The sequence below is a fragment of the Reyranella sp. genome, assembly GCF_050185545.1.
Taxonomy (GTDB): Bacteria; Pseudomonadota; Alphaproteobacteria; order Reyranellales; family Reyranellaceae; genus Reyranella.
The window spans coordinates 1-14,413 of sequence record NZ_JBFWZI010000002.1; the positions used below are offsets into that span (position 1 = coordinate 1).

Below are 14,413 nucleotides of genomic sequence, written 5' to 3' on the forward strand. Positions count from 1 at the left end.
CCTTGAACCGCGTCGCGCTGGGCACGCAGACGGTGAGCGTGTGGAAGGACGCGCGCCTGCTCGGCAGGACCGCCGGAGAGCAGGCGATGGCGATGGCCAAGGGCGCCAAGCTCGCGGCGCTGCAAGGCACCAAGAGCTGGGCCGACGGTCCGCGCAAGGTGCCGATGACGTCGATCCTGCTGACGCCCGTGCCGATCACCAGGGACAATCTCGATGTCGTCATCCAGGCCAACTGGGTGCCTAAGGACGTGGTCTGCCGTGGCGAGACGCCGGGCACCGTCAAGGCCTGCAATTGCGCAGCCGGAGCGCACACCCAAGCGGCAATGCAAGCGGGTCGTCTCTTCCGGACCGCGGGCGTCCCGCCCGCTCATGAGAAGAGCGGGCGGGACGCCCGCGGTCCGGAAGAGCCGCTCATGGAGGCGAGCTCGACTGCTGTTGGAGAGCTTCCGGATCCGGTGCTGACGTGAGGGGAATCGCGGTGTGACCTCGTCGCTTTCCCGCGTGTCTCAAGGGAGTCCGGCGCCTGGGCGCCGCGATCTCGCGAGCCTGTTCCGCGCTACCGAGATCGACGCGCGCCTGGTTGGCATGCTGGGCGCATTGGCGCTGATCTGGATCGGCGTCGATCTGATGTCCGGCGGCGCCTTCCTGACGCCACGCAATCTGTGGAATCTCTCAGTGCAGACCGCGTCGGTCGCCGTCATGGCGGCCGGCATGGTGCTGGTGATCGTGGCGCGGCACATCGATCTGTCGGTCGGCTCCATTCTGGGCGTCGTCGGCATGATCATGGGGGTAACGCAGGCCGAGTTCCTGCCGCGCTACCTCGGCTACGAACATCCGCTGATCTGGCTCGTCGCCCTGGCGGTCGGGCTTGTTGTCGGCGCGGCGATCGGCCTGCTGCAGGGCCTGATCGTGGCCTATCTCGGCGTGCCGGCTTTCATCGTGACATTGGGCGGCCTGCTGGTCTGGCGCGGCTGCGCCTGGTGGATCACGTCCGGCCGCACCGTTGCGCCTATGGACGATGCCTTCCGGCGCATGGGCGGCGGCATCGAGGGCTCGATCGGCGCCGGCTGGACCTGGGCCGTGGCACTGCTGGCCTTTGCCGCCATCGTCTGGCGGACGCTGCACGCGCGCCGGCGGCGTCAGAAGGTCGGCTTCGCGTTGCGCCCGGTGTGGGCGGAAATGACGGTCGCCGGGCTCGCCTGCCTTGGCGTGCTGGCCGTCGTGCTGGTCGTCAACAGCTACAACCTGCCGCCGCGCGTCGCCGAGCGCCTGGCGGCGGCGCGCGGTCTCGTCGTTCCGCCGGAGGGGCTGGCGATCGCGCATGGCCTCGCCGTGCCGGTGCTGATCGCCATCGGCGTGGCCATCGTCGTCACCTTCCTGGCCCAGCGCACGCGCTTCGGCCGCTACGTCTTCGCCATCGGCGGCAATCCGGAGGCGGCCGAGCTGTCGGGGGTCGACACCAGGCGCGTCACCGTCCTGGTCTTCGTGCTGATGGGCACGCTGTGCGCCACGGCAGCGGCGATCTCGACGGCACGTCTCAACGCCGCGACCAACGCGCAGGGCACGCTCGACGAGCTCTACGTCATCGCCGCGACGGTGATCGGCGGCACGTCGCTGGGCGGCGGGCTCGGCACCGTCGCCGGCGCCGTGCTGGGCGCGCTGATCATGCAGAGCCTGCAGTCGGGCATGGTGCTGATGGGGCTGGACACGCCCTTGCAGAACATCGTCGTTGGCGTGGTGCTGGTCGTCGCGGTGTGGCTCGATCGGCTCTATCGCGCGCGCGCCCTGAAGGGGAGCGCAGGATGAGCGACGCGACAGCCTCCCATGGGCCTCCTCTGGTCGAGCTGCGCGGCATGCGCATCAGCTTCGGCGGCGTGCATGCGGTCGACGACGTGTCGCTCGACCTGTATGGCGGCGAGGTCGTCGGCCTGCTCGGCCACAACGGCGCCGGCAAGTCGACGCTGATCAAGATGCTGTCGGGCGCCTACCGGCCCGATTCGGGCGAGATCCGCATCGATGGCCGGCCGGCAACGATCCACAGCCCGCGCGATGCCCGGAGCTACGGCATCGAGACGATTTACCAGACCCTGGCGCTGGCCGAGAATCTCGACGCCGCGGCCAACCTGTTCCTCGGGCGCGAGCTGCGCACTGCGTGGGGCACACTCGACGACGTTGCCATGGAGGCCGAGACACGCACGGTGATGGCGCGCCTCAATCCGCACTTCGCCAAGTTCAAGGAGCCCGTGCGCGCGCTGTCGGGCGGGCAGCGCCAGGCTGTCGCCATCGCCCGGGCGATCCATTTCAACGCCCGCGTGCTGATCATGGACGAGCCGACGGCCGCGCTCGGCCCGCAGGAAACCCAGCAGGTCGCCGATCTCATCGTCCAGCTGAAGAAGGAAGGCATCGGCATCTTCCTGATCAGCCACGACATTCACGACGTGTTCGACCTCGCCGATCGAGTGGCTGTCATGAAGAACGGCCGGCTGGTCGGCACGGCGCCGACGCGCGCTGTGACCAAGGACGAGGTGCTGGGCATGATCATCCTCGGCACCTGCCCGGCTGGCGCGACGCCCGGCCCGGGCGCCATGCTCGCCGACGGCGTCCATGCCGATGGAGCAGTCAATTGATCGGGTTGCCGCGGTAAACGCAAACCTCAAGACCGACCGTGCGGTCGTGATATAGGGCGGCATGGGACGACCCTCGAAAGGCCACGCCACCGCCGCGGACACGCCGTTCGTCATCCTGGTGCGCCCGCAGCTCGGCGAGAACATCGGCATGGCGGCGCGCGCCATGCTGAATTGCGGCCTGTCGCGCCTGCGCCTGGTCGCGCCGCGCGACGGCTGGCCCAATCCTTCGGCGCAGCGCGCGGCCTCGGGTGCCGACGTCGTGCTGGAGGACGCGGCGGTCTTCGACACGGTCGCCGAGGCCGTGGCCGACCTGCAGCACGTGGTCGCGACCAGTGCGCGCAACCGCGAGCTCAGCCAGCGCATCGTCACCGCGCGCCACGCTGCCGGCGAGATGCGCGCCTGGATCGACGGGGGCGACAGGGTCGGCATCCTGTTCGGACCGGAGCGCACCGGTCTCACCAACGACGACATGGTGCTGGCCGACACCGCGCTCTCGATCCCGCTCAATCCGCAGTTCTCCTCGCTCAACATCGCCCAGGCCGTTTTGCTGGTCGCCTACGAATGGGCGATGGTGGCGGAAACCACACCGGCGGATCGCCTGTCCGACTACGCGGTCCGTCCGGCGACCAAGGAGGAGATGCAGAATCTTTTCGACCATCTGGAGCGCGCGCTCGACCAGTCGGGCTTCCTGCGCAACAAGGCGGCGAAGCCCGCGATGGTGCAGAACCTGCGCGCCTTCCTGCAGCGGGCGACGATGACCGAGCAGGAAGTGCGGACCTTTCACGGCGTCATAAAGTATCTCGGCAAAGGCAAGCACAGCGAGGAGTGAGCATGTCCACCACCGCCAGGATCTCCTGGGTCGACGGCGCCCTGTTCGTCGCCGAAGGCGGCAGCGGCCATACCCTGACCATGGACGGCGCAACCGACGTCGGTGGCCGCGATCTCGCCTCGCGGCCGATGGAGGTCGTGCTGATGGGCATGGGCGGCTGCACGGCGATCGACGTGGTGGCCATGCTGAAGAAGCAGCGCCAGGACATCGAAGGCGTCGAGGTCTCCCTGGTCGCCGAGCGGGCAGACGAGCCGCCCAAGGTCTTCATCTCGGTCAAGGTCGTCTACACGGTGCGCGGTCGCAAGCTGAACCGGGCCTTGATCGAGCGGGCGGTGAGCCTGTCGGAAGACAAGTACTGCTCGGCCACGGCCATGATCCGGAAGTCGGCGGCCGTCAGCCATGAGATCGTGCTGGAGGAGGTCTAAGGCTCATTGCTGGGAGCGCGCCCCACCGCTGGCGCTCAAGGGAAGAGCGCCATCGGAGTGGCGCGCACCCAGCAATGAGCTAAGCTCCTGATTTGGCGAGCGGAATCGTCTCTTGACAGAGCCGTGCTCAAAAGTATGTTCCGCGCTCCTCCGGAGAACGTGGTCGTGATGCCCAGTCGGGTGCCACGTCCCGCCCCGACAGGGCGCTCCAGTAGCGCGTCGTCGGACCAAGGCCTATCCGGACAACAGCGTCGCCGAAGGCGGCGCACAACGATGGAGCTGTCGCGTGAGCAAGCGCGAGAATTCGAAGTACAAGATCGACCGCCGCCTCCGGGTCAATTTGTGGGGCCGGCCGAAGAGCCCGATCAACAAGCGTGAGTACGGACCCGGCCAGCACGGCCAGGGCCGCCAGAAGCCGACCGACTACCGGCTGCAGCTGATGGCCAAGCAGAGGCTCAAGGGCTATTACGGCTCGGTCTCGGAGCGCCAGCTGCGCCGCTACTATCTCGAGGCGGTGCGCCGCAAGGGCGATACCGGCGAGAACCTGGTCGAGTTGCTGGAGCGCCGGCTGGACGCCGTCATCTACCGCATGAAATTCGCCATCACCGTGTTCGCCAGCCGTCAGCTGGTGAGCCATGGTCACGTGAAAGTGAACGGCCGGCGCGTGAACATCGCGTCGTACCTGGTGAAGGACAACGACGTCATCGAGCTGACGGCCAAGGCCCGGGAAATGGCCCGGGTGCTGGAAGCCACCCAGTCGGCCGAACGCGACGTGCCCGAGTACGTAACGGTTGACCACAAGGACATGAAAGGCACCTATGTGCGCGGTCCCAAGCTTTCCGACGTGCCCTATCCGGTACAGATGGAGCCGTCGCTCGTGGTCGAGTACTACAGCCGCTAGATCGCGGTGCTGCTCGGGAATGTGACGAAAACCCGCCCACCGTGGCGGGTTTTTTGCTTTGGAGCTGGCGATTGGGCCGCTTGCGACTGTCCGGGGAGGCCCTGACGGCCTATATTCACGCAGGGTAGGGGTTCTGGAGAGTCTGGGTATGCGGATTGTCCGTCTCGCTGTCATGGGAGCGCTCGCGATCGCGGTCTGCGGTGCCGGCTACTATTATCGCGACGAGGTCGTGAAGCGGCTGGGTCTCGGGGCTGCTGCGAGCGCGGCCGAGAAAGCAGGCGCCAGCCCTGCCGCATCGGCGCAGCCGCAGGGACGGCGCGGCCGCCTCAATCCCGGCGGACCGGTCCCCGTGGTCGTCAGCAAGGTCGAGAAGAAGGAGATGCCGATCGTCATCGAGGCGGTCGGCACGGTGCAGGCCGTCGCTTCGATCCAGATCAAGGCGCGCATCGACAGCCAGATCACCAAGGTGAATGTCGAGGAGGGCGCCCTGGTCAAGGAGGGCGACCTCCTGTTCGAGCTCGACTCGCGAACCCTCAGGGCCCAGCTCGGGCAGATCGAGGCACAGATCCGCAAGGATCAGGCCCAGGTCCAGCAGGCGAGGCGCGACCTCCAGCGCTACGAGGAACTGCTGGCCAAGAACGCCGGCACCGTGGTCAGCCGCGATACGGCATTCACCGCCTTGAAGGCGGCCGAGGCGCAGCTCGAAGCCGACGAGGCCGCCAAGGCGAGCGTGCAGACATCGCTCAGCTACACCGCGATTCGCGCCCCGGTGTCGGGCCGCATCGGCTCGATCTCGAGCAAGGCCGGTACCGTCATCCGTGTCAACGACAACTCGGCGGCTGCCGCCCTTGCCACCATCAACCAGGTCGACCCCATCTACGTCGCTTTCGCGGTGCCCCAGATCTACCTGCCCGACATCCGCGCCGCCATGGCCAAGGGCGAGGTCAAGGTCGTCGCCCTGATCGACGACGACCACAAGCAGGCGGGTGCCATCGCCTTCATCGAGAATTCGGTCGATCCCAACACCGGCACGGTCACGACAAAGGCACGCATCGGCAACGCCAACGAAGGGCTGTGGCCGGGCCAGTTCGTCAAGGTCGAGATCGTTCTCGGTGTCGACCCCGATGCCATCGCCGTTCCTGCGCCGGCCGTCCAGCTCGGCCCCCAGGGGCCGTACCTGTTCGTGATCAAGGACGGCGTGGCCGAGCTCCGGCCGGTCGTCGTGAAGCGCACGCAGAACGGCGAATCTGTGATCGGCAAGGGCCTCGCCGACGGCGAGCAGGTCGTGGTCGACGGCCATCTCCGACTGGTCAACGGCGCCAACGTGGTGGTGCGGCCGTCGACGCCGTCGCCGGCTGCGGCACCGGCGCAAGCACAACCTCCCAGGCCGTCGCCGGCGCAGCCGCGCGGCTAGGCGCGGAGGACCCGGCATGATCTCCGCGCTGTGCATCCGCCGTCCGGTCATGACCATTCTGGTCATGGCTTCGTTCATCATCGCCGGCGTCTTCGGCTACAAGCAGCTTCCGGTCGCGGCGATCCCGCGCGTCGACTTCCCGACCATCCAGGTCACGGCCCAGCTTCCCGGCGCCAGCCCCGAGACGATGGCGGCGTCCGTGGCGTCGATCCTGGAACGCCAGTTCTCGACCATTGCCGGCGTGACGGCGATGACCTCGACGTCGTCGCTCGGCAACACGTCGATCGTGCTGCAGTTCGATCTCAACCGCTCGATCGACGGCGCCGCGCTGGACGTGCAGTCGGCCATCTCCTCGGCGATGCGGCGCCTGCCGCCGGAGATGACGACACCGCCCAGCTTCCGCAAGGTCAATCCCGCCGACTGGGCGGTGATGTTCCTGGCGCTGCGCTCCTCCCAGGTGCGGCTGTCCGACATCGACGCCTTCGCCAATCGGGCGATCCTGCCGCGTCTTTCGACCCTGCCCGGCGTTGCCCAGGTGTTGATCTTCGGCTCGCAGAAATATGCCGTGAGGGTGCAGGCCAAGCTCGACCAGCTCGCGGTGCGCGGCCTGACCCTGCAGGAACTGCAGAACGCCATCGTAAACGCCAACTCGAGCAAGCCGGTGGGCGCGATCGCCGACCGGCGTCAGAGCTCGATCCTCGACGCCACGGGTCCGATCAACAAGGCGGCCGACTACATGCCGGTGATCGTGACGTGGCAGAACGGGGCTCCGGTGCGGGTGTCCGACGTCGCGACCGCCATCGATGGCGTGGAGAACGACAAAGTTGCGAGCTGGCTCGATGGCACGCGCGCCATCGTGCTGGGCGTCTACCGCCAGCCCGACGGCAACACCGTCGACGTCGTCGACCGGGTGAAGGCCATGCTGCCGGCGATTCAGGCCGAGCTGCCGCCCGGCGTCGAGATCCAGTTGCTCGCCGACCGCTCGTTGCCCATTCGCCATGCCATCGACGACGTCGAGTTCACGCTGCTGCTGGCGGGCGGGCTGGTCATCATCGCGATCTACTTCTTCCTGCGCAGCTTCCGAGCCACGCTGATCCCGGCGATCGCGCTGCCGATCTCGATCATCGGCACGTTCGCGGCCATGTACGTGTTCGGCCACTCGATCGACAATATCTCCCTGCTGGCGCTGACGCTCGCCGTCGGGTTCGTGGTCGACGACGCGATCGTCATGCTGGAGAACATCGTGCGTCATATCGAGGCGGGCGAGAAGCCGTTGGAGGCCGCCTTCAAGGGCTCCAAGGAGGTCGGCTTCACCATTGTCTCGATGACCCTGTCGCTGGTCGCCGTGTTCATCCCGGTGCTGTTCATGGGCGGCGTCGTCGGCCGCATGTTCAACGAGTTCGGCCTGGTGATCACCTTTGCCATCCTGATCTCGGGCATCGTGTCGCTGACCCTGACGCCAATGCTGTGCTCGCGACTGCTGAAGCCGGTCGATCATCACGAGCGGCACAATTTCCTGCTGCGCTCGTTCGAATGGAGCTTCGACAAGGTAAGTGCCGGCTACGCTTGGGCGCTCAAGCACACCGTGGCGATGCCGCGCCTGGTGCTGCTGATCACGCTCGGCACCTTCGTGCTGACGGGCGTGCTATTCCAGGCCATCCCCAAGGGCTTCTTCCCCTCCGAGGACATCGGCCAGATCTCGGGCTCCACGGTCGGTCCCGACGACGCTTCGTTCGATGCCATGGTCGCGCGACAGGGCGCGCTCGCCGAGATCGTCAAGCGTGACCCCGACGTGCAGTCGGTGCTGTCGATCGTCGGCGGCGGCAATGCGGCCGCCACGGTCAATTCCGGGCGCATGTTCGTGATCCTGCGCAACAAGCCGGAACGCAAGGACAGCGCCCTGCAGGTGATCGCCCGGCTACGACGGGCGACGGCGGCCGTGCCGGGCATCAACATCTATTTCCAGCCGACCCAATCGATCAACATCGGCACGACCTTGACGCGCGCGCAGTACCAGTTCGGGATGCGCTCGAGCGACCTCGCGGCGCTGCGCGAGTACGCCCCGCTGATGGAACAGCGCATGCGGCGCATTCCCCAGATCCTCGACGTCAATTCGGACCTGCAGGTACGGGCACGCTCGACGGTCATCGATGTCGACCGCGACACGGCCTCGCGGCTCGGCCTGTCGGTCGATCAGATCCGGCTGCTGCTGTACTCCGCCTTCGGCAGCCGCCAAGTGTCGACCATCTACGCCCCCGACGACACCTACCAGGTGATCCTCGAGGCGGACCCCAAGTATGCCGACGTCAACGACGTGCTCCGCCGCATGCAGGTCCGTACGCCGGGCGGCGCCTTGGTGCCGCTCGACACCGTCGCCAAGCGCAGCGACAAGCCGACGTCGCTCACGGTCAACCACATTGCCCAGCTGCCATCGGTCATCGTCTCGTTCAACCTGGCCCCCGGTGTGGCGCTCGGCCAGGCGGTGGCGGAAATCCAGGCTGCCGCGGCGGACGTCGGCCTGCCCGCCAACATCGCCACCAGCTTCGAGGGCAGCGCCCAGGTCTTCCAGCAGGCCGTCGCCAACCAGGGCCTGCTGCTGTTCGCCGCGGTGCTGGTGATCTACATCATCCTCGGCATTCTCTACGAAAGCTTCATTCACCCGCTGACCATCCTGTCGGGCCTGCCGTCGGCCGGCATCGGCGCGCTGCTGATCCTGATGCTGTTCAAGATGGATCTCAGCGTCATCGCCATGATCGGCGTCGTCATGCTGATCGGCATCGTCAAGAAGAACGCCATCATGATGGTCGATTTCGCGATCGATCGGCGTTCGCAGGGCGCGTCGGCCGAGCAGGCGATCGTCGAGGCGGCGCGGCTGAGGTTCCGGCCGATCATGATGACCACCGCCTGCGCCCTGCTGGGCGCGCTGCCGATCGCGATGGGCGCGGGCGCCGGCGCGGAGCTGCGCCAGCCGCTCGGCATCACCGTCGTCGGCGGCCTTCTGGTGTCTCAGCTGCTGACGCTGTTCATCACGCCCGTGGTCTACATCTGGTTCGACCGGCTCGCGGGCGTGAACTGGCGAGCCGGTTGGAGCAGGCGTTCGCGCCGGAGCGCGCCGGCGACACCAGCCGAGTAGGCGGGGCCGCGAATGGACGATCCGGTCGGCGCCTTCGTGGTGGGCCCGCGGGCGCGCGTCGAGGGGCGCGCTGGCGGGCCGCTGGCCGGGCTTACCTTCGCCGCCAAGGACCTGTTCGATGTCGCCGGCGTGCCGACTGGCGGCGGCAATCCCGACTGGCCGACCGGCCGGCCGGTGCCGACGCGCCACGCCTGGGCGGTGCAGACCCTGCTCGATGGCGGCGCCACGCTGATCGGCAAGACGGTCACGGACGAGGTGTCGCTCGGCATCCTGGGCGAGAACGCCTTCGACGGCACGCCAGTCAACTCGGCGGCGCCCGACCGGGTGCCCGGCGGTTCGTCGTCGGGCTCGGCGGCCGCCGTGGCGGCCGGCCTGTGCGACACCGCACTCGGCACCGACACTGGCGGGTCGGTGCGCGTGCCGGCGAGCTTCTGCGGCCTCTACGGCATCCGGCCGACCCACGGCCGTCTCGACCTCACCGGCATGCTGCCGCAGGCGCCGACCTCCGACACCACCGGCTGGTTCGCCCGCGACGCGGCAACCTTCGCGCGCGTCTCCGCGGTGCTGCTCGGCGAGGCGATTCCGGTTGCACTGCCCGGCCGGCTGGTAGTTGCCGTCGACACGTTCGGCTTCGCCGATGCCAACGTCGCGGCGGCGTTGCAGCCGATGGTGAAGAAGCTCGCGGCGCTGATCGGCGCGAGCCGCGAGGAGATCATGGCGCCGCAAGGCCTGTCGGTGTGGGCGCGCGCGCAGCGAACGTTGCAGCCCTGCGAGGCGCTCGCGACCTTCAGGAGCTGGCTCGACGAGCGCAACCCGCGCATGGCCTACTCGGTCGCCCGCGGCCTGGTGCTGGCGGCGGCGATCCCCGAAGGCGAACGCGGCTGGGCCAACCTGATGCGCCAGGAGGCGAGGGGCCGCATGGCCCATCTGTTGCCCCCCGGCACGATTCTCTGCCTGCCCACGACCCCCTTCCCGGCGCCGCTGCGCGGCCAGCCGCTCGCCATCCTCGACCCGCTACGCGACCGCATCACCTGCCTGTGCGCCCAGGGTGGCCTCGCCGGGCATCCGCAGGTCAACCTGCCGGGCGCGACGGTCGACGGGCTGCCGGTCGGCCTCTCCATCATCGGCCCACGCGGCAGCGACGCCACGCTGGTGGCGATGGCGCAGGCGATGGCGGGATGAGTCGGGAAGCGACACTATGGACCTCACACCGAACATTCCCGAGATCGTCGAGGAAGTTCGTGGGCTCTTCGAGCGCTACGAGCAGGCGCTGATCGACAAGAACGTCGACGTGCTCGACGCCACCTTCTGGCGGAGCCCGCACACCATCCGCTACGCCATGCACGAGAACGGCTACGGCTTCGACGAGATCCACGCCCATCGGGTCGCCCGGCCGCCCGGTCCGGGCATCAAGGAACGCCGAATCCGCCTCGAGATCCTCACTCTGGGCCGAGACATCGCCACGGTGAATCTGGAGTTCAAGATCCGCGGCGAGGATCTGGTCGGCCGCCAGAGCCAGACCTGGGTCCGCTTTCCCGGCGATGGCTGGAAGGTGATCGCCGCGCATGTCTCGACCATGGACGGCAAGCCGCTCTGGTGAAGGGTGAACCCGCAATTCTTCGATAACTGAGCGCAGCGCCTCTCCTGAGCGAAGCCGAAGGACCTGTCCTGACTGAAGCCGAAGGAAAGGAGGTCATCGGTCATCGCCAGGAACCATAGCTCGCTCGGGGTGGAAGACGAGGAGGTCCTTCGCTTGCGGTGCTTGCTTCGCGGGCGCCTTTCTCGGGACGCCGGGATAGAGTGTCGCGAGGGCGCCAACACGATCAGGAGGAAACAAATGAACACCCCGCTGCCACCGAGGCTCGGCAACGTCATCCCCGTCGACCCGGCCTGGGTCGCCAAGGTCTCGGAGGAGGCACTTGAGCCGGCTTTGCCGATCGTCGATCCTCACCATCATCTCTGGCAGCGCGCCGACAACGACTACATGTTCCACGACCTGCTGGCCGATACGCGCACCGGCCACAACATCGTCGCCACGGTGTTCGTCGACTGCCATTCAATGTACCGCAAGGAAGGTCCGCCCGAACTGCGCTGCGTCGGCGAGACGGAGTTCGCCAATGGTGTGGCGGCAATGAGCGCCAGCGGCATCTATGGCAACCTGCGCGCTTGCGCCAGGATCGTGGGCCACGTCGATCTCCGGCTGGGAGCCAAGGCAGGCGTGGTGTTCGATGCCCAGATCGCCGCCGGCAACGGCCGCTTCATCGGGATCCGTTACCAGACCGGCCTCGACAAGGATCCGGGGATTCGTGCGACCCGCACCAACCCGACGCCCGGGCTGATGGCCGACGCGACCTGGCGCGACGGTTTTCGCGAGTTGGCGCGCCGCGATCTCACCTTCGATGCCTGGGCCTATCATCCGCAGCTAGCCGAGATCAGCGACCTCGCTGCGGCGTTTCCCAATACCCAGATCATCCTCGATCACGTCGGCGGCCCGCTCGGCTACGCCTCTTATGCCAGCCGCCATGCCGAGGTGTTCGCGACCTGGAAGAAGTCGATGGCCAGGCTGGCGCGCCAGCCCAACGTCAGCGTCAAGGTCGGCGGGCTCGGCATGGCGATGGGCTGGTTCGATTTCTATCAGCGGCCGTCACCGCCCTCGTCGCAAATGCTGGCCGATGCCTTCAGGCCCTGGGTCGAAACCTGCATAGAGCTGTTCGGCGCCGAGCGCTGCATGTTCGAGAGCAACTTCCCGGTCGACAAGATCACCTCGGGCTACGGCGTGCTGTGGAATGCCTTCAAACGGCTCGCCGCCAATGCCTCGCCGTCGGAAAGGACTGCCCTGTTCTCCGGCACGGCATCGCGAGTCTACAAAATCGCCCTGTCGTAACCCGGGGAGTGGCCGTAGTCTCCGTTTGTCCTGCGTTCGCAAGCTTTGGGGGTAGTCATGCAGCGACTTCTTCTCGCCTTCCTGAGCGGCCTCGCGGCCTTGGCGACATCGGTCGCCTCGGCCCAGACCCTGCGTGTGGTCATGCACTCCGATCTGAAGGTGCTCGATCCGATCTGGAGCGGCGCCTACATCGTGCGCAACCACGGCTACATGGTCTACGATACTCTGTTCGCGATGGACGAGAAGTTCCAGATCAAGCCGCAGATGGTCGAGAGCTGGACCACCAGCGACGACGGCAAGACCTGGACCTTCAAGCTGCGTGACGGGTTGGAATGGCACGACGGCACGCCGGTCACGGCCGAGGATTGCGTGGCCTCGCTCAAGCGCTGGGCGGTGCGCGATTCGATGGGGCTCAAGCTCTCGCAGGCACTGCAGGAGTACAAGGTCGTCGATCCCAGGACCTTCCAGCTCGTGCTCAAGGACAAGTTCGGCCAGGTGATCGAATCGATCGGCAAGCCGTCGGTGGTGGTGCCGTTCATGATGCCCAAGCGAGTCGCCGAGACAGACCCGTACAAGCAGATCGAGGACTACACCGGCTCGGGCCCGTTCGTCTTCAAGAAGGACGAATGGAAACCCGGCGAGAAGACGGTCTATGTGAAGAACACCAGGTACAAGCCGCGCTCCGAGCCCGCCTCGGGTCTGGCCGGCGGCAAGGTGGTCGGCGTCGGTCGCGTGGAATGGGTCTGGATCCCCGACACCGAGACCCAGGTGAATGCCCTGCAGCGCGGCGAGATCGACATGATCGAGAGCGTCAACTACGACTCGCTGCCGCTGCTCGAAAGCGACAAGGACATCCGCATCATCACCGGCAGCACGTCCAACCAATACGTCTTCCGCATGAACTGGCTGATCCCGCCGTTCAACAACGTGAAGATCCGCCAGGCGGCGATGGTGGCGCTTTCGCAGGAGGAGTTCCTGCAGGCCAATATCGGCGACAAGCGCTTCTACCGGACCTGCAAGGCGCTGTTCACCTGCGGTACGCCGCTCGCCTCCGAGGTCGCGATGGAGAACGTGCTGAACGGCAACGCCCAGCGCGCTCGCGAGATGCTGAAGGAGGCAGGCTACGACGGCACCGTCGTGGTGATGCCGCAGCCCGCCGATCTCAACGTCATCAAGCAGCTGCCGATCGTTGCCAAGGCGCAACTCGAGCGCGCGGGCTTCAAGGTCGAGGTGCAGGCGATGGACTGGACGTCCATGGTCAACCGCCTCGTCACCAAGAAGGGCCTACCGTCGGAGGGCGGCTGGACCGCCTTCGCCACCAGCTGGTCTCAGGTCGACATTCTCGATCCGCTGATGACGCCCTATCTGGCGGCGACCTGCGACAAGGCGCGTGCCGGCTGGCCGTGTGACGAGGCAATGGAGAAGCTGCGCGACGCCTATGTACAGGCGGCGACGCCCGAGGAGAAGAAGAAGGCAGCCGAAGAAGTGCAGCGCCGCTTCGTGGAGATCGTCACGCACGTCCATCTCGGTGAATGGCGCGGAGTCTCGGCGGTGCGCAGCAACATCGGGACCCGGTCCCCGCCGCCGCCTGTCACGACGTTCTGGGGCGTGACAAAGAAATAGGGCGCCGGCTGGCGCATCGTGTCACGCTGATATGAAATTGCGTGCGCGGTCCGCCGCAGTCGGCAGGTCGTATTCGTCGTGCCAGACAATGGAGGCTTGGCATGACGGATAGCGTGAAGCTGGTCAGGGATTGTTTCGACGCGTTCGGCCGCGGCGATGCGGCATTCATCGTCGCGCAAGTGAGCGGTGACGTGGATTGGTGCCATCCCGGCAACAGCGAGGTCCCCTATGGCGGCGCCTACAAGGGGCCGGAGGGCGTCGCCCGGTTCTTCAACAGGATCGGCGAGAATGTCGAAGTCTCGAGCTGGCAGCCGGTGCATGTGCTGGCGGTCGGCAACGAGGTCGTGGCGACTGGCGCCTGGACGGGCAAGGCCAGGCGACGAGTCGCATCTTCGGCAGCGACTGGGCGATGGTGTTCGGCATCCGCGGCGGCAAGATCGCCTCGTTCCGCGTGCTCGAGGACACTGCCCAGCTGGCGGCCGCGTTTCGCCACTCCGATGCTGCTCATCGCTCATGACTCTTCCTTGGACCGCGGGCGTCTCGCCCGCTCATGGCTCATCTCATGAGAAGAGCGGGC

Annotated in this window: 12 protein-coding genes and 1 pseudogene; all 13 read left to right on the plus strand. The window is 67.1% G+C overall.

The features are described from left to right. Window positions 1-467 (plus strand): annotated as a pseudogene (locus tag AB7O82_RS00610) (hypothetical protein); the annotation flags it as partial. Window positions 468-501: 34 nt separating this feature from the next. After that, entirely contained in the window at window positions 502-1,806 is a 1,305-nt protein-coding gene (locus tag AB7O82_RS00615) for a sugar ABC transporter permease (protein WP_428542224.1), read from the plus strand. Beyond that, window positions 1,803-2,627, plus strand: a complete 825-nt coding sequence (locus AB7O82_RS00620; RefSeq protein WP_428542227.1) for an ATP-binding cassette domain-containing protein — start codon at window positions 1,803-1,805, stop codon at window positions 2,625-2,627. Before AB7O82_RS00615 ends, AB7O82_RS00620 begins: the two co-directional genes overlap by 4 nt. Before the next feature lie 61 nt (window positions 2,628-2,688). After that, entirely contained in the window at window positions 2,689-3,456 is a 768-nt protein-coding gene (locus tag AB7O82_RS00625) for an RNA methyltransferase (protein WP_428542230.1), read from the plus strand. 2 nt (window positions 3,457-3,458) lie between these two features. After that, window positions 3,459-3,881 carry an OsmC family protein gene (locus AB7O82_RS00630; protein WP_428542233.1) on the plus strand — a complete coding sequence of 141 codons (423 nt, stop codon included), beginning with the start codon at window positions 3,459-3,461 and terminating at the stop codon, window positions 3,879-3,881. Between the two features lie 286 nt (window positions 3,882-4,167). Beyond that, window positions 4,168-4,782 carry a 30S ribosomal protein S4 gene (gene rpsD, locus AB7O82_RS00635; RefSeq protein ID WP_428556279.1) on the plus strand — a complete coding sequence of 205 codons (615 nt, stop codon included), beginning with the start codon at window positions 4,168-4,170 and terminating at the stop codon, window positions 4,780-4,782. A 148-nt stretch (window positions 4,783-4,930) separates the two neighbouring features. Continuing rightward, a complete protein-coding gene (locus tag AB7O82_RS00640; RefSeq protein WP_428556282.1) occupies window positions 4,931-6,196 on the plus strand; it encodes an efflux RND transporter periplasmic adaptor subunit in 1,266 nt (421 codons plus the stop codon). Window positions 6,197-6,212: 16 nt separating this feature from the next. Beyond that, the gene (locus AB7O82_RS00645) at window positions 6,213-9,329 is read left to right on the plus strand and encodes an efflux RND transporter permease subunit (RefSeq protein WP_428618395.1); all 3,117 of its coding nucleotides are present in this window, start codon (window positions 6,213-6,215) and stop codon (window positions 9,327-9,329) included. A 12-nt stretch (window positions 9,330-9,341) separates the two neighbouring features. After that, window positions 9,342-10,511, plus strand: coding sequence for an amidase (locus tag AB7O82_RS00650; RefSeq protein ID WP_428543886.1), 1,170 nt, complete (start codon window positions 9,342-9,344; stop codon window positions 10,509-10,511). Between the two features lie 16 nt (window positions 10,512-10,527). Further along, on the plus strand, window positions 10,528-10,929 hold the full coding sequence (gene hpxZ / locus AB7O82_RS00655; RefSeq protein WP_428543884.1) for an oxalurate catabolism protein HpxZ: 402 nt from the start codon (window positions 10,528-10,530) through the stop codon (window positions 10,927-10,929). 237 nt (window positions 10,930-11,166) lie between these two features. Continuing rightward, window positions 11,167-12,213, plus strand: a complete 1,047-nt coding sequence (locus AB7O82_RS00660) for an amidohydrolase family protein (RefSeq protein WP_428543882.1) — start codon at window positions 11,167-11,169, stop codon at window positions 12,211-12,213. A gap of 57 nt (window positions 12,214-12,270) precedes the next feature. Continuing rightward, entirely contained in the window at window positions 12,271-13,836 is a 1,566-nt protein-coding gene (locus AB7O82_RS00665) for an ABC transporter substrate-binding protein (protein ID WP_428543880.1), read from the plus strand. Window positions 13,837-13,949: 113 nt separating this feature from the next. Further along, window positions 13,950-14,402: a nuclear transport factor 2 family protein gene (locus AB7O82_RS00670; protein WP_428618398.1), complete on the plus strand. Its 453-nt coding sequence runs from the start codon at window positions 13,950-13,952 to the stop codon at window positions 14,400-14,402. The last annotated feature ends 11 nt before the right edge of the window (window positions 14,403-14,413 follow it).

Excerpts from the sequence above, each read along its gene's own strand:
- AB7O82_RS00650 (WP_428543886.1), top strand. The coding sequence starts at position 9,342 with ATGGACGATCCGGTCGGCGCCTTCGTGGTGGGCCCGCGGGCGCGCGTC.
- AB7O82_RS00630 (WP_428542233.1), top strand. The coding sequence starts at position 3,459 with ATGTCCACCACCGCCAGGATCTCCTGGGTCGACGGCGCCCTGTTCGTC.
- AB7O82_RS00640 (WP_428556282.1), top strand. The coding sequence starts at position 4,931 with ATGCGGATTGTCCGTCTCGCTGTCATGGGAGCGCTCGCGATCGCGGTC.
- AB7O82_RS00645 (WP_428618395.1), top strand. The coding sequence starts at position 6,213 with ATGATCTCCGCGCTGTGCATCCGCCGTCCGGTCATGACCATTCTGGTC.
- AB7O82_RS00625 (WP_428542230.1), top strand. The coding sequence starts at position 2,689 with ATGGGACGACCCTCGAAAGGCCACGCCACCGCCGCGGACACGCCGTTC.
- AB7O82_RS00620 (WP_428542227.1), top strand. The coding sequence starts at position 1,803 with ATGAGCGACGCGACAGCCTCCCATGGGCCTCCTCTGGTCGAGCTGCGC.
- AB7O82_RS00665 (WP_428543880.1), top strand. The coding sequence starts at position 12,271 with ATGCAGCGACTTCTTCTCGCCTTCCTGAGCGGCCTCGCGGCCTTGGCG.
- AB7O82_RS00660 (WP_428543882.1), top strand. The coding sequence starts at position 11,167 with ATGAACACCCCGCTGCCACCGAGGCTCGGCAACGTCATCCCCGTCGAC.
- hpxZ (WP_428543884.1), top strand. The coding sequence starts at position 10,528 with ATGGACCTCACACCGAACATTCCCGAGATCGTCGAGGAAGTTCGTGGG.